This window comes from bacterium, assembly GCA_040754625.1.
GTDB lineage: Bacteria > JACRDZ01 > JAQUKH01 > JAQUKH01 > JAQUKH01 > JAQUKH01.
This window is the reverse complement of the sequence record JBFMCF010000107.1, coordinates 1-25,299: the sequence shown is the minus strand read 5'-3', so window position 1 is coordinate 25,299 and position 25,299 is coordinate 1. Positions and strand designations below refer to the sequence as shown.

General features: G+C 33.4%; 21 protein-coding genes. All 21 read right to left on the bottom strand.

Going from position 1 to position 25,299, the window contains the following annotated elements; translation table 11 throughout:
- Complete coding sequence (locus tag AB1498_10345) at positions 1–1,026, bottom strand: glycosyltransferase (GenBank protein ID MEW6088687.1); 1,026 nt, start codon at positions 1,024–1,026, stop codon at positions 1–3.
- 58 nt (positions 1,027–1,084) lie between these two features.
- Positions 1,085–1,498: a PIN domain-containing protein gene (locus AB1498_10340; protein MEW6088686.1), complete on the bottom strand. Its 414-nt coding sequence runs from the start codon at positions 1,496–1,498 to the stop codon at positions 1,085–1,087.
- On the bottom strand, positions 1,495–1,743 hold the full coding sequence (locus tag AB1498_10335; GenBank protein ID MEW6088685.1) for a DUF6364 family protein: 249 nt from the start codon (positions 1,741–1,743) through the stop codon (positions 1,495–1,497). The genes AB1498_10340 and AB1498_10335 overlap by 4 nt, the downstream gene beginning before the upstream one ends.
- Positions 1,744–1,823: 80 nt before the next feature.
- Entirely contained in the window at positions 1,824–3,044 is a 1,221-nt protein-coding gene (locus AB1498_10330; GenBank protein ID MEW6088684.1) for a glycosyltransferase family 4 protein, read from the bottom strand.
- 8 nt (positions 3,045–3,052) lie between these two features.
- Complete coding sequence (locus AB1498_10325) at positions 3,053–5,164, bottom strand: sulfatase-like hydrolase/transferase (protein MEW6088683.1); 2,112 nt, start codon at positions 5,162–5,164, stop codon at positions 3,053–3,055.
- 30 nt (positions 5,165–5,194) lie between these two features.
- Complete coding sequence (locus AB1498_10320) at positions 5,195–6,208, bottom strand: polysaccharide deacetylase family protein (GenBank protein MEW6088682.1); 1,014 nt, start codon at positions 6,206–6,208, stop codon at positions 5,195–5,197.
- A gap of 51 nt (positions 6,209–6,259) precedes the next feature.
- Positions 6,260–7,198 carry a hypothetical protein gene (locus tag AB1498_10315; protein ID MEW6088681.1) on the bottom strand — a complete coding sequence of 313 codons (939 nt, stop codon included), beginning with the start codon at positions 7,196–7,198 and terminating at the stop codon, positions 6,260–6,262.
- Positions 7,199–7,294: 96 nt separating this feature from the next.
- Entirely contained in the window at positions 7,295–8,446 is a 1,152-nt protein-coding gene (locus AB1498_10310) for a DegT/DnrJ/EryC1/StrS family aminotransferase (GenBank protein MEW6088680.1), read from the bottom strand.
- Complete coding sequence (locus AB1498_10305) at positions 8,443–10,029, bottom strand: Gfo/Idh/MocA family oxidoreductase (GenBank protein MEW6088679.1); 1,587 nt, start codon at positions 10,027–10,029, stop codon at positions 8,443–8,445. Before AB1498_10305 ends, AB1498_10310 begins: the two co-directional genes overlap by 4 nt.
- 20 nt (positions 10,030–10,049) lie before the next feature.
- Positions 10,050–11,219 carry a glycosyltransferase family 4 protein gene (locus AB1498_10300; protein ID MEW6088678.1) on the bottom strand — a complete coding sequence of 390 codons (1,170 nt, stop codon included), beginning with the start codon at positions 11,217–11,219 and terminating at the stop codon, positions 10,050–10,052.
- Positions 11,198–12,394, bottom strand: a complete 1,197-nt coding sequence (locus AB1498_10295; GenBank protein ID MEW6088677.1) for an ABC transporter ATP-binding protein — start codon at positions 12,392–12,394, stop codon at positions 11,198–11,200. Before AB1498_10295 ends, AB1498_10300 begins: the two co-directional genes overlap by 22 nt.
- A gap of 9 nt (positions 12,395–12,403) precedes the next feature.
- Positions 12,404–13,186 (bottom strand): ABC transporter permease, encoded by a 783-nt coding sequence (locus tag AB1498_10290; protein MEW6088676.1) that lies wholly within the window; start codon positions 13,184–13,186, stop codon positions 12,404–12,406.
- 29 nt (positions 13,187–13,215) lie between these two features.
- On the bottom strand, positions 13,216–14,208 hold the full coding sequence (locus AB1498_10285) for a radical SAM protein (protein ID MEW6088675.1): 993 nt from the start codon (positions 14,206–14,208) through the stop codon (positions 13,216–13,218).
- A gap of 31 nt (positions 14,209–14,239) precedes the next feature.
- Positions 14,240–15,448 carry a glycosyltransferase gene (locus AB1498_10280; protein ID MEW6088674.1) on the bottom strand — a complete coding sequence of 403 codons (1,209 nt, stop codon included), beginning with the start codon at positions 15,446–15,448 and terminating at the stop codon, positions 14,240–14,242.
- 90 nt (positions 15,449–15,538) lie between these two features.
- On the bottom strand, positions 15,539–16,456 hold the full coding sequence (locus AB1498_10275) for a glycosyltransferase family 2 protein (GenBank protein ID MEW6088673.1): 918 nt from the start codon (positions 16,454–16,456) through the stop codon (positions 15,539–15,541).
- A gap of 10 nt (positions 16,457–16,466) precedes the next feature.
- Positions 16,467–17,906 carry an O-antigen ligase family protein gene (locus AB1498_10270; GenBank protein ID MEW6088672.1) on the bottom strand — a complete coding sequence of 480 codons (1,440 nt, stop codon included), beginning with the start codon at positions 17,904–17,906 and terminating at the stop codon, positions 16,467–16,469.
- Between the two features lie 29 nt (positions 17,907–17,935).
- Positions 17,936–18,790 carry a polysaccharide biosynthesis tyrosine autokinase gene (locus tag AB1498_10265; protein ID MEW6088671.1) on the bottom strand — a complete coding sequence of 285 codons (855 nt, stop codon included), beginning with the start codon at positions 18,788–18,790 and terminating at the stop codon, positions 17,936–17,938.
- Positions 18,791–18,815: 25 nt separating this feature from the next.
- Entirely contained in the window at positions 18,816–20,237 is a 1,422-nt protein-coding gene (locus AB1498_10260; protein ID MEW6088670.1) for a GNVR domain-containing protein, read from the bottom strand.
- A 138-nt stretch (positions 20,238–20,375) separates the two neighbouring features.
- Positions 20,376–24,221, bottom strand: coding sequence for a hypothetical protein (locus AB1498_10255; protein MEW6088669.1), 3,846 nt, complete (start codon positions 24,219–24,221; stop codon positions 20,376–20,378).
- Positions 24,221–24,778, bottom strand: coding sequence for a cohesin domain-containing protein (locus AB1498_10250; GenBank protein ID MEW6088668.1), 558 nt, complete (start codon positions 24,776–24,778; stop codon positions 24,221–24,223). The genes AB1498_10255 and AB1498_10250 overlap by 1 nt, the downstream gene beginning before the upstream one ends.
- A 14-nt stretch (positions 24,779–24,792) precedes the next feature.
- Positions 24,793–25,119 (bottom strand): hypothetical protein, encoded by a 327-nt coding sequence (locus AB1498_10245; protein MEW6088667.1) that lies wholly within the window; start codon positions 25,117–25,119, stop codon positions 24,793–24,795.
- Positions 25,120–25,299 lie beyond the last annotated feature (180 nt).

Genomic DNA, 25,299 nt, shown 5'->3' with positions numbered 1-25,299 from the left:
TTATTTTCCGGATATTTTATTATCAATTCTATTAAAAACACTTCTTTTAAATCCAGATAAATAATACCATATTTTTTTTGATATATAAGTATCCAAAAGAAGACGAATAATATAGGGGTTAAAAGGATCTAACGTCAAAGCACGCAGTAAATAAATAAATGCGTCTTTCCTGCCTGCTGTTTTGAGTACATATTCAAAAAAATATACATTTTTTGAAGCACATAATTTTTTATTTATTCTTATATCTTTTTTTACCATTCCCCAAATTTTCTTTTCTAATTCTTTGTCTCTGAATTTATCAAGTTCATCATATCCCAGATTAAATCTCTGTCTGGCAAGTTTACAAATGACACTATTAGATGCTGTTTGTATTTCAATTCTTTTAAAGGATATTGAATTTCTTACAAATCGTCTGTATACGAGCTTTTTGTCTAAATTATCAACCTTATAATTTTTTGCAACTCTAATCCATAAATCATAATCCTGGCATGCAGGAAAAGGCCTATACCCCCCAACAGATAAAATAACATCCTTCTTAAACATTACAGATGAATGATTAAAACAATTCCTTTTAATCAAAGTATTACGAATAATTTCATACCCTACAGGATAACAATAAGGTGATTCAATTCCTGAATTACTTTCATCAACACCTATTTCCTGTGTTCCTAAAAGGATAACATCCTGAAACCTATTAAGATAACTCAATTGTTCCTCAAATCTGGTCAGCACTGAATAATCATCTGCATCCTGCCGTGCGACTAAATCTGCCCTGCAATACTGAAGTCCTTTATTTAGACTCTTGGCTAATCCTATGTTTTTCTCATTACAAATTAAATTTATTCTTGCATTCTTCTTTTGATAAGATTTAATAATTTCAACAGTATTATCCCTTGATGCATCATCAACAATAATAATCTCGAAATCCTGAAATGTCTGGGTTAAAATTGAATCCATGCATTGGGATATAAATTTACTATCATTGTAAGATGTTATTAAAACACTAAGTTTTGGAATATTTTTCATAAGAACCTGAAATAAATTTACAATATCGTGATAAATATTTACTTGATAAGTTATTTTTTTATTCTAATAATGCGAGGAATTCTTCAGGTGTCAAAACTGGTACTTTATCACTTGTATAACCGCTTTTGTCTCTTGTAATAATAAAATTCGCTTTTGATTGAATGGCAGAATAATACTGAACAGCATCTTCAAAATCATTAAAATCAGATGAAAGGGACAAATCAATTATTTTTTCATCGACAGTTGCAACATTAAAAACAATTCTGATCTTCTCCAATGTCTTTATTGCCTCTACTCTGCTCAACTCTTTAGATAATAAGTAGAAAAGAATTGGGAAACTTAAAGAACAGAGATATCCGTTTACTTCTTTGTCTTCTATTTTTTTAAATAATTTAGCGGCGGCGTAATAAAATGGTTTTCTTTCTAAAAAAATATCAAGAATAAAGTTTATATCACAAAAAACATTTTTCAAAGATATTTCTCCTCAATGTGTTTTTTGTAACTTTTGAGCAATTTTTTATTATCAGCCCTTGGAGATAATATACCCGCTATTTCAGATAAAACAGGTGATTCGATATTTTCTTCTTTTAGATTAATCAAAATAGACCTGAAATAATTTGAAACTATTATAGAAAGGCTGGAACCTTTCCCTTTAGCATATTTTTTTGCATTTCTTATTAAATTATCTTCCAATCGTAAGGTTAATTTTGTATCCATATCAATACCTCCTTGACGTATATATTATATTAATTTATACGTCGTATGTCAAGCTCTATTAAGCAACTACAGTCTAAAAACTATAGTTTGTTTTTCTTCCATTCTTCAATCGTTTTTACATAATAATCTTCCAACTCTTTCACAGCTATTTCAGGTGCCAATTTTTCAATCGCCTTTTTTGCATTAGCGCTTATTCTTTCCCTTTCTTCTTGAGACAAATTCCATGCCAATAAAAGTTTTTCTGCCAGAGAATCAGGGTCCCCCAGTTTAAATAAGAACCCACTTTTACCATTCTCTATCAACTCATCAAGGCTTGCCCCATCCGAGGCAACAATTACACACCCATGAGCCATGGCTTCAAGACAGGTGTTTGGAATATTATCAACCAGAGAAGGTATTACTACAATTTCAGAATTCATCAAAACCGGATAAAGAATCGCATGCGGCAGAGGTTTAAAATAATAAATTCTATTGAGATACTCACTTAATTCTTGTTTTACTATTTCCATACAATTTCTGTTTTTGTAAGGGACATCTTCTCCAATAAAAACAACATTAATCTGACTATTTTCTTTAAAAACTTTCTTAAGTGCTTCAAGTAAAATGAAAATACCTTTCAATTTATTTATTCCCCCAAAAAACAGGATATACTTTTTTTCTTTTAGATTTTTAGCATAAAATTCATCATCATATCTGCTTCTATCGAGGTCTATAAAAAAAGATGGTTTTAAAACATCAATCTTCCTGTGCAAAGTGCTTGATATTTTATCAGCCAAATATTTACTTGGGGCATAAGACCTACAGACCCGCCTGATAACAACCTCTTCAAGCCATTCTTCAAGCCTGACATCTAAATTCCTTTCTTTCCCGTGTGTCTCATTGCTTAATTTTCTGTAACTTGATATTCTCGTAGTTATCGGAAGTTTATTTCTAAGAACAATAGATAAACCTGACGCTCTGTAGCTCGGGACCTGAACAATATCAAAGGGTTTTTCTTTATGTCTTTCAATAAATTTTTTATATAAACAATAAGATTCCAGAAATAACCACCTGAAACTGCTTAACTTTTTCCTGAAAAAACGGCTTGTAAAACTATACCACTTAGCCTCTGGAATTATCCTGTGTATTTTAATACCGTTATTTTCTATCGTTTCATTCTTATTTGATATGGAAAATACTTCAACCTCGTGCCCTCTTGACATAAAGCCTTTTGTTATCCGGTTTAGATAATTTGCCAGCCCACCGTCAAAAGCACCTTCTGTTACTGATTCTGCTGTTAAAAAAGCGATCCTTAATTTCATAGAGTAATTTATTTAATAGCGTGTGCCATGAACCGCATATATTTTTCATAATATTTTGACTTATCTATTGGTCTCAACCCGAAATCGTAATGATTTTCCAGAAGATATTGCCCGCCTGTAATATAATTCAATATTAGAGTTGGGATATCATGATGAAAAATGGTATCATATTTTACAGGTTCTCCGTTTTCAACAATATAAATTCTATTATACTTGTTTGCATTTTCTATATTTTCCAGGTAACCAAATAAACTATAGTCATCAGAATCAACAAAAAATGGAAGATGGTCACTGACTAAAACAATCATACTACCAGGGTCGATATTAATTAATTCTTTTACAAACTTAATTACGGCCTCGCTCCGGTAATAAAATTGATTAACCTGCCTTTTGAGTTCATCCCCGCCTATTTCAGAATTTATTTCGATTATCTCAGGCCGTTTATTCCTATTTAGCTTAAATGGATAATGGCCGTAGGAACCTATAACATAATTAAATATAGGTTGACCAGGATTATTTTGAATAATCCTGGAAATAAATTTGATATTTTGATCAAACAGAGTGCTGTCAAACATTATTTCTTCATCTGTGATATCCCCCGTTGAAAGATAAGTCTCCAATCCAGGTGTATATTCAACGGGAAAATATATCTCGCTAAAACCTATACTTTTATAGGCCTGGAAAGCATTAAATAAATCCGGCCTGTAAGCGTTAGAGACAATGGTGCGATAACCTATTTCTTTTAAAATTCCCGGGAGGCCGTACGCATCACCCCCTGTAAATAAATTAAACTCCACACTGTCAAGAACATCAAGCGCCGGGATACCGCATAATATTTCAAATTCCGCCTGGGCTGTTTTACCCGCGAATACCGGTGAAATGGAAAATCCTTCTTTTCCATGAAAGAAAGATGAAAATTCCTGATAAATTGGTTCTTTTAAAAACCTGACATTCCTTAAAAGCGTTGGGTCCAGAAAACTTTCTAATACTATTAAATGGATATTTCTTTTGATACTTTTTCTGGCAAGATAACTTGATAATGCTTTTATTTCTTTCTCATATTTATCCCTATTTCTAAATAACATAGTTTGTTTGATCGCCAAATTTCTTTTTGCTTCTGAATATAGTATCATCATAAAACGGCCGTTATCTTCAACACTCTTTTTGTCCGACCACTCAGTGACACCTTTTGAGGTAAAATTAAAAAACTTCAAAAAAATGTCCGGGGTATATTTAACAGTACAACTTAAACAAAATACTATAATCATTCCTGCTAATAATTGTTTGTATTTCTTGTAATCAACAAACAATATATATAAAAAGGAAGGTATAATTATCAACATTATACCGACAACAGTATAAGAAAAAGGAAGGACTTTAACCAATCCAGGTATTTCTTTAATATCAATAATCTTAAATATTTTGCCAAATGCGATATAATATAAATCAAAGAATAAATAAAATAATAAAATCGGAACTGCAGCTATGTATGGTTTATAATTATTTTCTCTTTGGATAAAACAAAAAAACCAATACCAAAACAAAATAAAAGGAATTTCTAATCTGAAACTATTTCCCTGCGGCGATATCCCTCCAAGTAATCTTGGGAATGCAAACAAAAATAAAATAAAGGCAAAAGACCAATTTGCAAAATAAAATCTTTTGTCACTATTTTTTTGCAATATTTTTATTTTATTGATGCCATTTATTATAATTAGCCCCACAGATAAAAAAAATAATCCTGCTAATATTGTTTGGAAGGAAAATTCCTTTAATAAAAGTTTAGCCCTCCAAAATGATTCATAAAAAATCAAATAACAACCGAAAATAAAGGGAAAAAAACCACAGAAAGAAATAAATAATTTTAACCAGCTATCTTGCTTTTCGTCATTGTAAAAAGCAACCAGTACCCCATAAATAGTCATTGTAAAAAATGTCAAAACTGTCCCTCCAATTAATAAAATATTTCTATAACCGGGTCCGCCGTTATAAAATATTTTTGCAACTGCAAAAATACCCACAAGAAAGGAAGCAATTAATACCTTACCTGCCATGTAAAAGACCGATTTGCAGGCAAATAAATAGTTTCCCCTCAATTTATTCTCTTTTAAAAAATCCATATATTAATCCTGTCCTATCTGCCTCTCAGATTATTCTTTTGCTAATAAACTAACAAGATTCAAAATATTTTTGTTGCTTTCAAACCTTTTAAGTTCATACATATCGTCACCGTATTTCACTCTGCCGGGTTTTTCCGATGTCAAACATGATTTATATCCTGTTTGCTTTATAAGCTCGATAGCTTTTACGCTGGATGCACCATGGCATAAACAAAAATGCCCGATATCTTTTACGCCTAATTTTTCTGAAAGCTCCCTGCGTGATTCAACAATCTCATTTTTCAATGTTGAATCATCAGCATTATTTAACGGCAGGTGAAACCTTCCATGGACCGCTGGCTCTACTCCGTTTAAAACCATCTCTTGGGCCTGCGGGACAGACATCATTTTAAAATAAGGGTATTCATCAATTAAATTATTATAATTATCAAAACCATATTGTTCAATTAGGCTGTCTGCAATTTTACAGCAATAATCTCCGCCGACAGGCATTGCAATTCGTCGTATTTCAATAGAAGCCCTGATACGTTCTTCTTTATTTCTTAACGGAAAAACAATATCTGGCAGGCCATTCGCAGAGGGAATAAAAATTTCCCCAAGGGACGAAAGCTGTGTGATTATATCCAGCTCGACTGTCCATATTGTCCTTGATGTTCCCAGCAATCCGGAAGGAAAAGCGACTAAAAAAGGAATTTTTTTCCCACGCAGTAAAGGATAGGCATTAAGATAAATGTTTTCAAAACCATCATCAAACGTAATAACAAGGCAAGGTTTATTTAATTTTTTATTATTTTTAACCAGCTCTAACAGAGTATCCAAGGTTACTATTTCAAAGTCTTTTTGCAAAAACTCAATATGTTCAGATAGTTCCTTTGCAGTAACAGCCCATTTATCTATAACAGGGTTTCTGATTTTATCTGTTATCCCATGGTATGCAAGGATAAAGTACGGATCCCTTGTCTTGTCGATAGACATTCGATAATATCCGATTTTAAATAAAGTATATTTTTTAAATATATCAATGCTATTATTTAATTTACGCATCCTCCATCTAAAACTTTCTGAAACGCTATTTAGGTAGTTCATAAATGATTATTAATTTTTCTTTATTTTTTTATCATGAGAAATATCATAGAGCTTTGACAAATTTACACTTTCTATTCTTTCTTTTAAACAAAAAACCATAAATTTTTCAAGAAGTTTCATATATTCCCTGCATTCTTCTTCAGACTTTGTATAAGGGCTTTTACCAGGTATAAGCTCAATATTGTGAAACATCATATTTACGACTATAAAATCATAATGTTTATATTTTTTTTGATAATGTTTTATTAAATCTATCATTTGTTCATAGGTTGAATAAACAGGACGTAACCATATAAGCTTTTCATTTCTGAATATTTTTTTTATTTTTGCTATTGATACAGGGACTTCCAATATGTTGCAGTCAGAGTCACATTTACCCAGGATTGAATCCTCTGCAATAAAATACGGCTGTTCAAAAGCTTGTGAATAATCAACAGGTAATTCCCGGGTTTCATCATTCCAATTAATATGAGGTGTAACACTAGTATCAACTTTATACCCTAATTTCTTAAGACTTTTTATTGTATTTACCCCGGCACTAAACCGCCCTGCCCGGAAAGACAATGGTTTACGGTTAAAAGACTTGTAAAATAATTCTGTGATATTTTTTATTTTCCCAAACTCGACATCTTCATGTAAATAACATTCATTCATTTCACCTCTTTTATTAGAGTAATCAAAATATTTCTTTTGTGGTTCTATAAATTCAGGGTGTAAATGGGCACCAAGTTCAAAATGTCCTTTTAAATTTAATAAAACAGAAACACTTTTTGCATCTTCCATAACAACATTATTAATAAGGTACGTAGGACAGATATTATACTTATTAAATAAAGGCTGAAGTTTTTCACCTATTCCAATCTGGACACCATCAAAAGTCAAAGGATTCGAATAAAGCCATGATAAACTGCAATCGGGTTCCACATCAATTGTTATTACTAAATACATGTTTAAAATCTTTTAAAAAGATAAGTTATTGAAGAAAATTTCTGATAATACTCGGCTAATATTTTGATGATACGGAAATAATCCATTTAGTTTTATTCACTGCATAAAAAATTTATTCAAACAATCAATAATGTAATTTGTATCTTCATACTTCTGTAAAGGCTCAATTGGTAAACTTAAAACTTCTTCAGAAGCTTTTTTAGCATTATCTAATGAAAGATAACTTATAGATTTGTTTTCAAAAACCTTCATTTTATTCAAAGGAAAAGGATAGTAAACCATAGTAGATATACCTTTATCTGTCAAAAAATTCTGTAATTCAGTCCTTATATTGCTATTAACTCTGATAGTATATTGATGAAAAACATGAAGAGTATCCTTAATAACTTCTGGTATCGTTATACCTTTTACTGCAGATAATCCTTTTTTATAACACTCAGCTATTTCTCTTCTTTTTTCATTAAATTCGTCAATATACTTAATTTTTGTAATTAACACCGATGCTTGTAATGTATCAAGACGGGCATTATAACCAATATGGTTTACATTATATTTGTCTTTCCCGCCGTGTTTTAAAAGCATTTTTACAATTTCGGCCAATTCATTATCACTGGTTGACACCATACCGCCATCACCAAAACATCCAAGATTTTTTGACGGGAAAAAACTAAAGGCACCTAATTCACCTATAGAACCAAGTTTTTTCCCTTTCCACATACCGCCAAAGGCCTGGGCTACATCTTCAACTATAAACAGGTTAAATTCTTTAGCCAGTTTCAAAATCTTGTCCATTTCGCACGATTGGCCGTAAAGATGAACAGGGACAATTCCAATAACTCTTTTTCCTTCATTTGAATTCAAATAGTCTTTGATTTTTGATGTATCGATGTTGTATGTTTCTGGATCTATATCAATAAAAACCGGTGTTGCTCCCGCTCTTAAAATTGCATCACCTGTTGCAGTAAAAGTAAATGGAGTAGTGATTATCCAGTCATTTTTATCGAAATATTCCTTCTTTTTTAGCTTAATTGACAAAGCCCTTAAAGAAAGCACCAGGGCATCTGTCCCCGAAGATACACCTATACAATTTTTCATATCAAGATATGAAGCAACTTTTTCTTCCAGTTCTTTTACTTCTGGGCCCAAAATCCAATGTTGGTGATCGAGACATTTCTTGATAGCTTTGTCTATCTCATCTTTCATATACTCATATTCAAGTTTTAAATCAAGCATCGGGATTTGTTTCATATTTTCTCCTCTATCACTAAAAAATTCCCTTTTTTAACTTTATATTTACTCCCGCAAGATTTACACACTAAGGATGTTTTCTTACAATCTTTAAAGGTTACGCCGCACTTACATACCCATCCCGTCTGTTTTGCGGGAATACCTGTTACAACAGCATAATCAGGAACATCTTTTTTCACTACAGCACCTGCGCCTGTCATCGAATAAGAACCTACAGTAACACCACAAACAATAGTTGCATTTGCACCAATAGTTGCTCCTTTTTTTATTAGAGTATTTCTAAATTCATTTTTGCGTTCAATAAATGCACGGGGATTATAAACATTTGTAAAAACGCACGACGGACCGCAGAAAACTTCATCCTCCAGAACCACACCTTTATAAACAGAAACATTATTCTGTATCTTGCATTTATTGCCGACAACCGCATCCGGGCCTATTGTCACATTTTGTCCGATAATGCAGTCTTTCCCAATTTTAGAATTTTTAAGGACATGTGAAAAGTGCCATATTTTCGTTCCCTCACCCAAGATAACATTATCATCTATACAAGCAGTTTTATGAATAAAGACTCCCTGCGGCAAATTCCCGGATTGGATTGATATGCTTGTTTTTTTAATCAACGACTCCTCCGCAGCTTCCAATACCTTTAAAACTTTTAATCCTTCAGTCCCGTCTGTCTTTGGCGTATTTCTCGACTGAACACAATCATAAAAATGTTGAAGTTCCAATTTTAAAGGTTCACCTGCACTGAAAGGAATGACATGAAAATCAGCTTTTTGCGCCACAGGAATTTTGCCGTTTTCCCATTTAATCTGATGAGGATACAAAAACAACTTTTCTTTTGTGACATCATCGAAAACCGCCATTCCTGTTGAACCAACAACTATCAATTTTTGCTCTTTATATGGATGCAGCCAGCTGACAAATATGTGTCCTTTTATACCATTTTTAAAATTTAATGTTGTCAACGTAATATCATTTATACCTTGATTAAGATAATCACCTCCAAAAGCAGAAACTTCAACAGGATCTTCCCCCAACAGCATAAGAATCATTGATATATCATGAGGGGCAAAGCTCCACAATATATTTTCTTCTGTCCGGAGCTTCCCTATATTTAACCTATTCGAATATACGTAGCGAATTTTACCGAGTTCGCCTGAAGAAATCATTTCTTTCAATTTTACTACTGCAGGGTGATATTGAAGAATATGCCCCACCATTAAAATTTTATTTTTTTCCCGGGCAAGATAAACAAGCTCTTCTCCTTCCCTAACTGTCAAAGCAAGGGGCTTTTCGACAAATACATCTTTATCGTTTGCTATAGCTTTCTTAACAAGTTCATAGTGAGTAACAGCAGGCGTTGCAATCGCAATTGCCTTAATTTCTGGTTTTTTAAAGATGTTATCAAATGAAGCAGTATAATTAATATCGGAATATTTTCTTTCACATTCTTTAATAACATATTCATTCAAATCACAGGCAGAATGCAAAACTCCCAGTTCATACAAATTACGTAAAAGATTTTTTCCCCAATATCCAAGACCGATTAGCCCTATATGTTTCTTCTGAATTTCCATTTTTCACCTCAATATATTAATTATCTATCTAAAGAGAATTCTAAAATTCTTTTTGCACGATTCGAATAAGTATACTTTTCAACTTCTTTATATGCATTATCAGCAAGATTTTGTGCTGCAATTTTATTATCAAAAACAAATTTTACTCCATCTAATAAACTCCTCCAGTCATCTGGTTCTACTAATATTGCACTATAGTCATGTTTTAAAAATTCTTGAAGCCCATAAAGTTTTGATGCAACAATGGGCACTTTTGAAGCCATATAATCAAACATCTTTAAAGGAGTTGCATATTCTGCCACACCAAGTTTTTTGGAATAAGGCATTAAAACACAATCAGCTGTTTTTAATAAAGACGGAACTTCGCTATTTGGAATAAACCCAGTAAATAATACATTGCCTAACTCTTTAGTTTTATTACGATATTTATCAACATCTTCACTCCAGCCACCAATAAAAAGAAATAATACATCTTTTAAATTTTTGGCACATTCTATTACATAATCAATTCCTCTGTTTTCATAAAGATGCCCGCAGTGAATAACCACTTTTTGGAATACAGGGATTCTATATTTTTCAAAAATGTGATTTTTGGAAACATTTATATTATAATTTTCAAGTGAAACAGCATTAGGTGCAACAATTATTTTCGATTTGTTCAACCCTAATATATCAATATACCAATTTTTAACAAAATCTCTAAGAGCAACCACACATAGTAATTCTTTTTTGTTCTTTACAGAATCTATATGTGCTATATCATCTCCAATTAATGGATCATGGGATTCAAAGATCACATTCACACCCAATCTAATGCATTTATTAACAATAAAAGGTTTTCTCGTATAAACAATATCGGGTGAAACTAACTTACAATATAGTGGCGCAATTTTATTAAATTTCGGGTATTCCCAGCCCTCATAAATTGTTGAGGTTTTCTTCCATTCTAAAGGGAGTCTTGTTATTTTGAATTTTTTCTTAATTCCATACCATGAATAAAAATCAAAATCTTTTCTAAAAAATGATTTTAAATCTGTCATTGTAACCAGTTCAAATTTATCAACTTCCTGAGCTAATGCTTCTGACATTTTCATCATTTGAATTGTATGAGCCCATTTTGATGGGATGTTACCAAAAGACACATATATTAACTTCATAATACCACCTTTTAAATATTTTCTTTTTTCCATTCCCGTTTTATATCAACAAAACCTATGGCTTTTGAAGAACCCGATATTTTAATAGTTTTTATTTGCTTCAGGTAATCATAAGGAATTCCGGTATTTTTATTCCAAACACCTACATTAATAAAAAATATATTTGGCAAAAGATTTATCTCTTTAAATACTATCTCAATAACTCCTTCCCCTTTGACCTCGTCTAAAAAATAATCATCCATGTCTGAATGACATCCAAATACCCGATAATCATCCTCCGTTCTGAACGATACGCTAAAATATGGTTTTTTTATTTGTTTTTTTGCCGTATAGCATATTTTTATCTTTATCTTCTCATTTTGATTAAATACATTTTTTTCCTCATTACTTTCGCTTAGAACCTGTACATTACTTATTAGTATTTCACCCGTACCTTCTCTTAAACCACCATATTTATCTCCATTGTTCATAAACACATAACTTCTATATTTCTCGACAGCTTCACTACTATTACCATCAAACATAATTTTCCCATTTAAAAGAAAAATACTTCTTTGACAAATCCGTTTAACCATATCCATATTGTGGGAAATAAATATTATAGCTTTTAATTTTTTTCTTAACTCATTCATTTTTTCGAAACATTTGGACTGAAAACTCATGTCTCCAACTGCTAACACCTCATCAATTAAAAGAATATCCGGGTCTAAATGTATCGCTACAGAAAAACCAAGCCTCACAGACATACCTGATGAATACCGCTTTATTGGAGTGTCGATAAATTTTTCAAGCCCGGAAAATTGGACAATTTCGTCAAATTTTTTATCCAGATCTTCTCGTTTTAATCCTAAAATTGACCCATTAAGAAAAATATTTTCCCTTCCTGTCAGGTCGGGATGAAATCCGGCACCAACCTCAATTAATGCGGCAAGTTTTCCATATATTTTTATATCACCTGAAGTAGGATTTGTAATTTTTGAAAGTAATTTTAAAATAGTGCTTTTCCCCGCACCATTCGGTCCAATAATTCCTACTGATTCACCATCTTTTATTTTAAAATCAATAGAATCAAGGGCTAAAAATTCATTTTTTGGTTCCTCAGGATGAAATAACCTTTTTAAAGTATTTGGAATAGTGTCTTTCAGACTATCTTTTTTTTGCCCGATTTTGTATTTTTTAGAAACATTGTTTACTTCAATTGCGTACATTTATTCTCCCTATATAATATCAGCAAAAACCCTTTCAGCTTTTTTAAAATATAAATAACCTAAAATAAAAAGAATTGATGAGCCACATGCAGCAAGAATAAGGTGTTTGAAATCCGGTTGTAAACTCTTAAGAATAACGTTTCTATATCCATCAATGATTCCCGCCATTGGGTTTAACATATATATTGTCCTATATTTTTCAGGGACTAAATTAATAGGATAAATGATTGGTGTTAAATACATCCATATCTGGATTGTTATTGGCATAATATATTTTATATCTCTATAATAAACATTTAACGCGGAAAAAAACAAGACGATACTGAGTGTGAAAACTATTTGGATCAAAATAATTACTGGAATCCATATCATATAAAAATTTAAATTTATTTTATAGAAAACAATCATCCCGATAAAAATAATTGAAGCAATAAGAAAATCAATAAAACTTGCTATCACGGCTGAAAAAGGAAATACTTCTCGCGGAAAATAGATTTTTGTTACCAGGTTCATATTATTAGTAATGCTTGCAACTCCAAAATTAACAGAATTTGAAAAAAAGCTCCATGGCAAAAGAGCACAATATGAAAAAACAGGATACGGAATACCTTCGGATTGTATTCTCACAAGTTTTGAAAATACAATTGTAAAAATAATCATTAAAGAAAGCGGCTGTAAAAGTGCCCAGCCAACCCCCATGATAGTCTGTTTATAGCGAACTTTTATATCTCTTGCTGCAAAAGTAAAAAGCAGTTCTCTGTAGTGGAAAAGTTCTTTAAAATAAAAAAACATTTGATGTCCCTTCTGGAATTATTTATTTTTTATTGCAAAATACGCGGCAATGCCTCTGAATTAGGACATTGTTTACACTGCCAATATTCTAATTTTTTATTCTTTTTATTAAAGCCTTTTCTTAGTTTTTGGATAAATTCTCCATTCCAAAATGCATTAAAATCATTTTCATATATTGACGCAATAGGTTCAAACCCGTTATCTTCTCCATAATTACAGGGATAGACCATACAATCGTTATTTATATGTAATGCGGTCCATATACATGAACATCCTAATTTGACACGTTCAGATTCAGAACCATCAAATGGATAACATCCGTGAAAATTCGCGTCATAAGAACTAAATGTGTCCGCACCAACAGAATAGGAAAATTTCTCCGCATCGTGCATCTCATGTTCATTGTAACCAAAATTCAAAAATTGGACATCAATAACCGGGTATTTTTTATTATGCTTCTTTTTAGCCTCTATTATTTTCTTCAAGTTGTCTTTTACCAACTCAACATCTCCATTAACCCTGTAACGCGCATATATCTCCTGAGTCATTCCGTCAAGCGAAACAATTAAACGGTCCAATCCCGACAATATCAGGTTATCAATATTCTTCTCTGTCATTTTAAAAGACAGGTTGGTGCTTATTGTTGTGGAAATATTCAAGCTGTTTGTATAGCTTATTATCTTGTAAATATCATTATTTAATAATGGCTCACCTTCATCGTATAAAATCGCAAGCATTAAATGTTTTGAAATCTTGTCGATTATCTTTTTGTATTCCTCAAACTTTATTATATGCGTGGACTCTTTTACATCTTTATACTTTTCCCCCTTACAGCCAGGGCATAAAAGATTACAATAGGGAATTGTGTTTATCCTTGCGACAATAGGATAATGCTTTACTTTTACTTTTCTTAATTTTGTTTCAATAATTAATACAAAAATATTTAAAATCCTTGTAAAATTTAATCTTTTTAATATTGAAACCGCATGCCTTTTAAATACAAAAAATGTGGTTTTTCTCATATTTTTCCTTTTAAATTCTGACATTATTTTATCAAGTTATAACTCTTCTAAGGCTCTTTGCCTCTTCATATACGGCTAACAATTTCTCCCCCTGGGTTTTCCAGCTATATTTTTCTTCCATTAATTTTCGCCCACTTTGTGATAATTGGCTTCTCAATTCATTATTAATAAATAATGTCATAATCGCATCAATAAATTCTTCCGGTTTATCAGCAATCCAGATGTTTGAATCGTGAATCGTGAATCGTAAATTGTAATTAGTTTGTTCCTTACAAAAATTAAAGTTAACTGGTTTCAGTCCTTCTATCCCTTCCGCACCAATACTGGTTGAAATAACCGGGATCCCGCAGGCCATAGCATTTAGGATTTTAACTCTCATGCCGCTCCCGGAAAAAAGGGGGACAATAAAAACACTTCCTTCCCGCATAAATGGCCTGACATCGGCAACACTGCCATGGACATCTATATTTTTATCAATTTCAGCTAATTGTAAAATTTCATCAACAGGTTTCAATCCAATTATTTTCCAATTTAAATTTCTAATATCATTATTATTTTTTAATTTTCCCCACACCTCTTTATAAAACCACATTACAGCATCTATATTAGGCGGCCAGTAAAGGGTGCCAATAAAAACAATTGCATTTTCTTGTTTATTCCTGATAGGCTGATAAAAAAAATATTCCGTATCAACACCAATAGGAATTGTTTTAAACCTGACATTATTACAAGTCATATCAGCCAAAGTTCTTTTATCCAAATCAGACACGGTTATTACTAAATCCGATTCCAGGCATGCCTCTTTTTCAACTTTTTTTAATTTATTGAATTCATAATATGTAAATATTTTTTTAAAATAATTCTTTTCAATCTCAAAGATTCTTTTCAATATCTGATATTCAACATTATGTTCATCTAAAATTTTTATTCCCTTTTTGTCTCCTTTGATATATTGAGCCATCTGCAAGTGATCAATATGTATAAAATCAGGATTCTCTTCTTTTATAACTTTATCGATTAAACCCTGCATTTCTGTAACAAAATCACGTAAAACAATAAAAGACTTTCCTAAAAAGATACTCTTAAAGGCATCAATAATATTCTTCCTCACTGAACGCTCAATGTTACAAACCTCAATCCTTTTACAAAAAGGCTTAATGTGTTTTACATATTCTTTTTCCTTTTCCGAACGGATAAAAGAAATAAAAACAATCTCATATTGTTCACTTAAGGCTTCCAAAAAATAATAAGATTTAATTTTCCCTCCATGGTCCAGCGGATAAGGGAAAAGTTGTGTTAAAAATAATATTTTAATATAAAATTTCCTTTTTTAACAATTTGTGGGTATTTTCAAATCCGGATGCAAAAATAAAACAAGCAGTTTCCATTTCTGCTGCAATAAATCTCTTTCACTCCTGCTGAAAAGCCCCATAATAAAAATAAATATTATAAGAATGGCATAAATACCTATTCTTATTATTCTATAGGCATCAGCATATATCCTGCTGTAATTTTTTTTAAAAAAAAGATATTTATTACGGTGCAACAACAACATAGCCCAGAGGGGTCTTTTTTTAGTCGATTGCCCTGCAAGATGTATTACTTCTGCTCCCGGGTAATAATATATCTTCCAGCCCGATTTTTTTATTCTATAACACCAGTCTACTTCTTCGGAATATACCGGGTTATAATCCTCGTCAAAAACACCAGTTTTCTCTATAACCTCTTTTCTAACCATAATAAATGCTCCCATAACCCAGTCTACTTCATAAAAATCACCCCTGTCTATCCTTTTACTATGAGTAAAAATTCTGTTTAAAAAAGTGCTATAGAAAATCTCAGATAAAATATTCGGAAAATTTCCCCATGAAGGCTGAAGTGTTCCGTCCTCGTTTAACAATTTACACCCGCTTACTCCTGCTTCAGGGCGGTTATTCATAAATTGGACCATAGTTGTTAAAGCGCTATTAAGAATAACCGTATCAGGATTTAAGGCCAGAACAAATCTTCCCCTGGCAATATAAAACCCAAGATTATTAGCTGAGGAAAATCCAATATTTGTGTTATTTTTTATTAAAATCACCTCGGGGAACTCTTCTTCAATCATGTTCAAACTGCCATCTGTCGAATTATTATCAGAAACAACAACTTCAAATTCTATTCCTTTAGTTTTTTCATATATCGACTTAAGACAATTTCTCAATATATCCCGCGTATTAAAACTGACAATTACAATTGATAAATCCATGATGTTCCTTTTATAAAAATTCCCGTGTTTTAAATTCGAGGGACGTTCTTCCCGTGGAGCCTTCAACATCCTTAACAATTTGTTCTATAGCTATTAAAGTCCCTACTAAAACCCAAAAATAAATTGTTGTTGAGATATTCCTGGAGCCGCCATTATGATAAGCAGGCAGTATATAATCTCCCATAAAGCTGGCACATAACTGCCCATATATACTTCCTATGATAGCAATTATAAATACTTTCAAAAAATTATCTGTTATTTTATTGAAAAGATACTTTGCCAGAAAGGAAATTTTTATTATTAATCCGGAAAAACAAACAAACGCAATGCCTCCCAGTTCAGTAAGTATCTGAAAATACTGGTTGTGGGCAGATGTATAGGCAAACTCTTTATGTGCATAGGTTAAAATATAATCCATATAATTACCAGGGCCAACACCAAAAAATGGATTTTTAATCCATATTTTAAAAGCAAACATCCACATTATTAAACGGTCATAATCTCTTTCTTTCTCCGCCATGTCAAACATATTTTTTACCTGCGAACCGGCCATGGTGAATATCAAAACGGAAAACAAAATTACAAGAAAAATACCCCATTTTTTTGACCTGCAAAAAGTTATAAAAATCAAAGGTATAACAAAAACAACCCATCCTGTAATCCATTGCTCCCCTCCAGAAAAAAACTGCGCCAGAATATATTGGAGGGAAAAAATAATCAAAAGAGAAAATAGAATCTTTCTCCAAAGTGATAATTCAGGCATAAATAACAAACTGGTATAAGATAGTGAAACCGCATTCGCTTGCATTAAAGGCGCCCAGATTGGCGAGAACCCAAACCTGCCTAATCCTGAAAGTTCAAAAATAAATATCCCTATACCTAAATATATCAAAGCAGAATATATCTGCCGGATTTCTTTAGTTGTCTGAAAAAATCTTGGTATTAAAAAAGCAGTAAACACAGAAAAAATTATTAAAAAAGACGCGAAAATCTGAACTAAAGCAAAACGGTGTTCTCCCCTGACTTCAGGGTCATAGAGAATAACGCCTTTGAAACTGGAAAGAATAGTTATAATAACAAGCAAAATCAGGGGCCAGAATAATTTTGTCTGAGTAATTAAAAATTTTTTAGTTTCTAATGCTATAAAAATCCAGAAAATAAAAACCACGGATAACATAAGCATACTTGGATATATACTTGTATTTCTGATTGTGTAAAGCGGAACAGCAAATAGCCCTCCGGTTGACAGCCAAAAAAGTATTCCATGCCGGATATTCGAAATAGTTAAAATGATGAAAAACAGGAAAACTATAAAACCTATTGCATACAAAGGAGACAATATTCCAATAACAAAACCTATTATTAGTGCCAGAATAAGTGAAAAAAAGGTTGCCCGTAATAATATATTTTTACTATCCGGTATTGTTTCTATTTTAAAAGTATTCAACATTTTATCTTTTTTAGATTGAATTCTACTTACTATTGATTATGATAATAATATTTCGGAATTTCATCTTCTACCTGGTTTAAAATTGTCCCCAGGATTTTAACTTTTGTATCTTTTAAAGTATTTACAGCCCTCTGGACTATTCCCCTTCTGGTTGAACCTGACTTTATAACTAAAATTGCCCCGTCAACATAAGAACTTAAAATAATTGCGTCAGCCAATGGATAAAGCGGGGATGAATCAAAAATCAGCAAATCAAATTTTTCCTTAAGCTCATTAATTAAATTTTTCATCTTCTGGGAACCTAATAAAGATGAAGAATTCGGGCAGCGGGACCCGGAAGTCAACACCTTGAGATTGGCAAGTTCGGTATCCTGCAAACATTCGTCTATCTTTTTGTTTTCAATTAATACATCGGTTAACCCATAGACCAATGACAATCCAAATCTTAGATGGATAGACGGGCGGCGCAAATCAGCATCAATAAGAAGCGTCCGTTTATTCATTAATGAAGTAATGATCATTGCCAGGTAACTTACACTAAAGCTCTTGCCTTCTTCAGGAATTGAGCTTGTAACCATTATAGATTTGAGCGGTTCGTCGGAAAAAAGGGCCATTTTTATGCTTGTTTGAAGACGGTAAAATTCACTAAATTCAGGCGATTCCAGCATCTTATGGTTAACCAGGAGAGAAGACGCCAGCTGTTTTTTGAGTACTGTGGAAATAGTCTGGGATGATATATATCCTAAACGGACCAACACTTCGCCTAACCTGCCGCCATTTTTTTGTCTTTCTTTTAAAGCATACTCCAGTTGTTCTTGTGTTATAAAACCTGAATGAATTAATATTTCCCCAAGAAGATTTTTTTTATTTGTATTATCTTTCATTATCCCCTCATATTAATAACTTATTTTATTCTTCCATCTTTGGAATTGCCGCGAGCACAGGCAGGTTCAAAAATTGTTCTACTTCATCTATTGAATGAAATGAATCATCAAAATATTCAAAAACCATGGACACACCTATCCCTAATACTAAACCTATTACTAAACCAAAAATGGTATTCTGCACGGGTTTAGGCTTTAATGGACGATATGGCTGGTACGCGCGGTCAAAAACCCTCACATCCCACATATCAACATTTTCTTCAATGCGTGCCTCTGCCAGTCTTTTTAACAAATTAGTATAATGTTCTTCATTTACTTTTTCTTCCCTTAAAATATCAACATAATGAATCTGTTTTTCCGGAAAACTTTTTAGTTTTTCCTGTTCTTTTTCTATCAAATCGGTTAACAGAGTTTGTTCATTTTGCTTCGCCTCTATTTCCATTTCCGCCTGGACCATGTCTAATATAAAATCCTTCTGCCGCTGGTTATTATATGATTTATTTTCAGAAGCAGATTTAGTTAATTCAGCATGGAATTTATCTTTGAGTTCTTCAAGCTGCTTCTTTTTTATCAAAAGAGGAGAAAACTCATTCGTATACATATAACTCATTGAAGCTACCTCTGATTCAAACCTGGAAATCGTTTCCTGCAGTGACAAAAGAACAGGGTTGTCTCTGAAAAACATGGCCTGAAAATTCAGGGTGGTATCTTCCCTGCCCAAAGATATCTGCTCTTTTAACTGGTTAAATTTAGCCTGTGCGATTTTAATGTCCATTTCTACCTGGTATCGTTTTGCCTCCCATGAAAAAATACGCTCAGTAATCCCTTTAATTTCTCCATCCAGAGATATCACTCCCTCTTTTTTTTGAAAATCGCTTAAATTCTTTTGCGCCTCATCAAGCTTTATACGGATTAAATTCAATTGTTCTTCTATGTAAACCCTCTTGTCTTTGGATAGGGCGCTGTTAAACAACTGGTACTTTTCAATAAATGTATCCGCCAGTGTATTGGTAATTCTGGCCACCATTTCAGGCTCGTTCCAGCGCACAGTTAAAACAAGTGTATTTGCGCCCTCAAAGGTCTGCACTTTTATGTTGTTTACTAATTTTTCCATAATTTCAATATATTCTTTTTTGTTATTCATATTTCCTATGCCCAGATTTTTCATGACCAGTTCCAGCAAATAACGGCTTTTTAACCACATAGCTTCAGGTTCTAAAGAAGTTTTACCGAACATAGACTTGTTCCCGACCGATAATTGGAGTGGAGACTGCACACGGATACTTGTACTGGCCTCGTAAACCGGTTCCACGATTTTGCTTGTAATAAAAGCGGAAATTGATACAATAAAAGTAATTAAAATAATCAGCCACCAGCGTTTAATAAAAACACGCCTGATTGTAATTAAATAATTTCCTGTTGCTATCTTGTCTTGACTTCCATTCATACTTTACTCCTGCTATAAATAATAACAATTACACAGATACTAAAACAACTATGTCGACTTTTAACTTCAAATATATTAACGTATTAAATTAAATATTATAACATAAATTCAGATATTTAACAAGTGAATTTTGGGAAATTAATTTGTGTTTACAATGCCAATTGTAAGTGAAATATTTTGTTCCGATTGGGAAGTGCTTGATTCCGGGGATTTAAATAACAACCAGAGCTTTACCGACCCGCCGGCAGGAACATTTGAGCCATTTGCCAGAAATTTAGAGTTTCCAAAGCTTATCGGAGAAGACGTTTTCACAGTAGTTGTAACTATATCATCATCATTAAAATCACCTGCGACAGGTGTTTCGGTTACCCCGGTAAAAAGGGCCTTGAGCATATAGACTTCTTTTCCCGAAGCATTACCCGCGCTCCAGTCATTTTTACTTGATGTTGATGCTGTAATCTGGAGAGTAAACGAGGCAGAATCATAAATAGTCGCGTTTGTAACATTAATACTGACAGGCTGGGAAAAAGAAGACAGGCTAAGCCGGTTCAAATTAACTCCAGCGGTATCCACATTTATCGATAAATTATAATTTAAATTTATGGTGTTAATTTCTGTTACAGGTGCCCCGGAAGCAGGAAAGATGCCATTAGACGCTTCAAACTTATATGGGATAATAGCAGTGTTTGAAATGAAAGGGGCAGTGATTTTTTTAGAATAAATTTTTCCCTCCGGGCCTGTAAAATCATTATCCCCGGGATTGTCTTCTTCCATATCAATAATTTCTCCGGTATCAGTATAATCATTATCTCCATTTTTATTTAATAACAAACGGACGAAAGAAGGGCAAGTATTTTGTGCTTCAGTATACTTGACACGGAAATTAAAACTGGCAGTGTTATCACCGTTTTCAGGATCAACCCCATCATTAGTGTATCCAACCTCACCCGTCCAATCCAAAACAGGAACAGTCGCTGTACCTGCCACAGGACTTATTTTTACCGCTACATCAGCAGATAAAGGATTTGGCAGGGAAAAAGTTAAATTGCCCCCGGAAGCAGATGTCTTTGTTTTTCTAAATTCCGTCCCGGCAGTGGAATATGTATCCCACCAATCAATTGAATAAGTAGTATCATTCATATTTGGGATTGTAATATTCCCCATAACCGAATCGATGTTTATTTTATCTACTATATTCTTCCATGTATGCTTTTTGTTTTGTATCCAGAGATGAGCCTTAGCATTGGTAGTATCTTTTTGCCCCCATACTCTCAAATTTATATTATTGGAAGATGCATTGGCGTCCTGGTATTTTCCATTATTTAGAGGAATTCCCTGCATAAACTCAACATACGGCCTGAAGTGGTAAATCCAGTTTTTTACACCGTAAATTTCATTTAAATGATGCCAATATAATACACCTGTTCCGGAAGGACTGATTTGCGACCAGATAATGTTATGAAAACCCACACCCACAGTGTCCTGCTTTAACAATTCTGATTCAATATCCGTATTTGTACTTTCCATTAACCCTATTTCTCCCCAGATTGCGGGCTTTCCGGCATTAAGCGAATTAGCAAAATTTTTAACATAAAGAGCAAGATCTTCTCCCTGTTTTGACGAAAAATCAAATTCACCGTTGACGTATATTTTTTCTCCAACAGGAGAGATTATTTCTACATTATCTATCCAGGCATCTCCGCTTTTATAATCCTCGTTACTAAAGGAAATATATAGATAATGGAAGCCGTTATCCTGTATTTGAAAAGTACCATTGAATTCTGTCCAGTCGTAAGTTCCGGGGGGAATATTGCCGTCTAAATAATAATTACTCATAGCCATTCTTGGGACTTTACTAAACTGGTATGTAGAATCGCCGTAAGTATCTACTCTATAAAGCAAACCGCCCCTCAAAAGGCCATTGCTGGTAACTGTTCCTTGTAAATTTTCTGTCTTCATTAAATATTTTATAGTCCAGGTTCCATTACCCTGAATGATTACACCATCGGCACTTTTGGCATATGAAGATGGCGGATTGACCGGAATTTTTATTGAATAACCGCTTCCACCGTAAATATATCCCGGCCTTGTTTCAATGCTGATATTATTTTCACTAAAATAATTACCCCAAAAAGAATAGCTGGAGTAAGGATTTAAATATTTGTGCACATCCGCATAATCCACGTTCGGATAAGCAGGATTTGACCAGAATTGCTGTGACGGAAAACCTGACCAGAATGAAGTGGTAACAAGGTGCCTATTAGGGTCATTTTGACGGACATATTCTCCAAATTCATTTGTCAATTGCCAGACAAAACTGGAATTAGGGTCTTGTTCATTAAATTGCTCCCATGAATGTATTGAAGTACTGTAACCCCAGCGGGCAATCAGATAACGCCAATATGCTTTTTCATACCATTTTAAGGGCGTATTTCCAGCGGCACGGCCAGCATAATTTTCTTCTCCAGCCCATTGAGGCCAGACAGCATCAATAGTGCCATTATCTTTTATTCTCGTATAGGTCTCTTCCTGTTTTTCCTCAATACTTACTTTAAAATATACGCTGTTAGCCTCCGCCCACTCCAGCAGCTTGTCAAACTGATAGCTATATCTTTGTGCGAAATGTTCATGAAATTCCATATCTCCTTTATCAAGCTGTTCAGGTCCCAACGTACTGTCAGCCAAAACTTCTTTTAAAGACAGGTCATCAAAATAAGCTGTACCCTGTAATGTGCCGATATTGGAACTGGTTAAATCTCTGTTCCAGGCCTCTCCTCCCAGGTATATCCAATGTCTTTCTTTATTCGTAAAAATCATTTCAACCTGCGTCCAGTTATTATCACCTGTTAATTTAAAATTAGTGTCAACGTTTGTCCAAGCAGTATCACTGAAATATTTAACCATCATGGAATTTACTGTTACCCAGTCAAAAACACCCTGCGTCGCATATAACATCGCGCCTGCTCCATCTCCCTGCAGATTTACTGTTTTTATCCATCCGGTATATTTATATTTCGCGTATGGCTTTAATATGAAGCTGGTATTTAAAAATGCCCTTGCACCATAGTCATAGCAATAATTACAGTCTTTTACATCGTCTACGGATTTTTTATAGGCATATTTCCCGGAATGGACACCCTGTGGTTCCCCATAGGTATCTGACGAATTTAAAACCAGTTTTAAAAATCTAAAATATGACGACCTGGTAGACCCATACCCTCCATAAATTGGCAGTTCCTGCCATGCTGTAAACCAGGGTCTGAATAAATTTAATTTGTTTTCTACTGCTTTATTCTGCCATGTATTATTCCACAATCTTGATAATATCCCCTGAGATATTCCCTGTGTTATTCCCTGTGTCATCAAACTTAACCCCGCAGGTATAAAAACTTCCCCGTTATCAAATTCAAAATATCTTTTGTCAGCCTGGCTTACCCTAATAAATCCTTTACTATTAGAAGAAACAACATTAAAAGTTTGTTCTGAAGACTCTGTTTGGCCTGAAGCGTCAACTACTCTGATTTTGTATTTCCATTGGCCGATTTGGGTTGGAGCGAACCTGATTTTCCATTGTTCTTTGCCTTCAGCATAAATCCAATCAGGATAATTGCCGAAAGAGGTAACAGGAGTGTGCGCTGTATCATTCTTATCCATTGTAAAATTCTCATACCAGAATCCCGGCTGTATCTTCGCACTGTCCCAATTTATTTCTCCTGGAGGCAAAAATAATCCATCAACAGTAATACCTACCCCAGCGGTTATACCTGCCGGAGGGGTTGAGTCATAAGGTAATTGAAGATTCGTTACAGATGTATCCATATTTTCTACATCGAAACTTATTTCAAACTTCTTATATCTCGGTATTTCACTGTTAGTATAGCTCGATCTGTTGTCGGTAATGTTGCTTATAGAAGGAGCCGCAAATATACCTATATTATTCAAGAAAAAAATTGTAAAAAACAAAAATACCACTTTTTTAAACATTATTTGACTATTACCTCCGCGTTTGTCCACTTGACACTTGATATATTTTCCAATTCCGGTGTGAACAATGAATTATCTGAGGCTGTTTCAGTAAACTTAACTGAAGTTGTGCCTGCAGTTATAGTAGTAAATGTGAATTTCAATATATTCCCTGAACCGGTTATTCCTGTTTTCCCGCCGGCACGGGAAAGCCCTATTATCAAACATCCCGTGTCGGGATTTTGATCAAGAAAATTGACCATTAAACTTGTGGTAATTCCACCCTGGTTAAAAAACAAACCTTCTTCAACACTGTTTACCGGCTTATTTTTATCTTTAACCTGGATATTTTTAGGGTCAAAATACAGCCTGAAATAAATCCCTGCTGCGTTCAAAACATCAGAGATATCAACCGTTAAGGAAAAATCACCCATATTTACCGGATTGGTCACCCCTATTTTCACCTCGGGAATAGCGGCAGACGGGGTCACGGCGCCGTTGTCGCCGCCGCTGCCGCATTTGCATCCATCAGTTACTGTAAGCAGTGTGATAATCAGGTATAGAAGATATTTTTTCAAATCAATTTCCCCGCTTATTTTTCAAGCCCAAAATGACTGGCCAAAATTACCAAATCTTCGCCATCTACTATTTTGTCGCCGTTAATATCCGGATTTATATTAAAACTGTTTGACTTGTATTCACTTTCCGTTTTACCGAAGAAAAACATAAGCAGTGCTAAATCCTTGCCGTCAACCCTGCCTGAACTATCTATATCCGCCTTAAATAAAAGGCTTACTTTTATTGTAATAGTTTTCGTAGTTTCTGCAAAAACAGTCTCTTCCAGTTTATAATTAATATATTGCAGTGTTATTAAAATCAGTATGATAATAATTATTTTTCTATTTTTTAATAACATCATTATTTGATACCTTATGATAAACTATAAGTTTAACATTTTTTTAATTATTCGTCAAGGTTCTGTTGAAATCCTTTAATATATAGCCCGAAGAAGACGAAAAGCTCCTCCAGAGAGAAATCTTTGGAAAAAGGAGGAGCTTTCGTGAAACAACTTACAAGCTATGAACAGTTTATCCTGGTA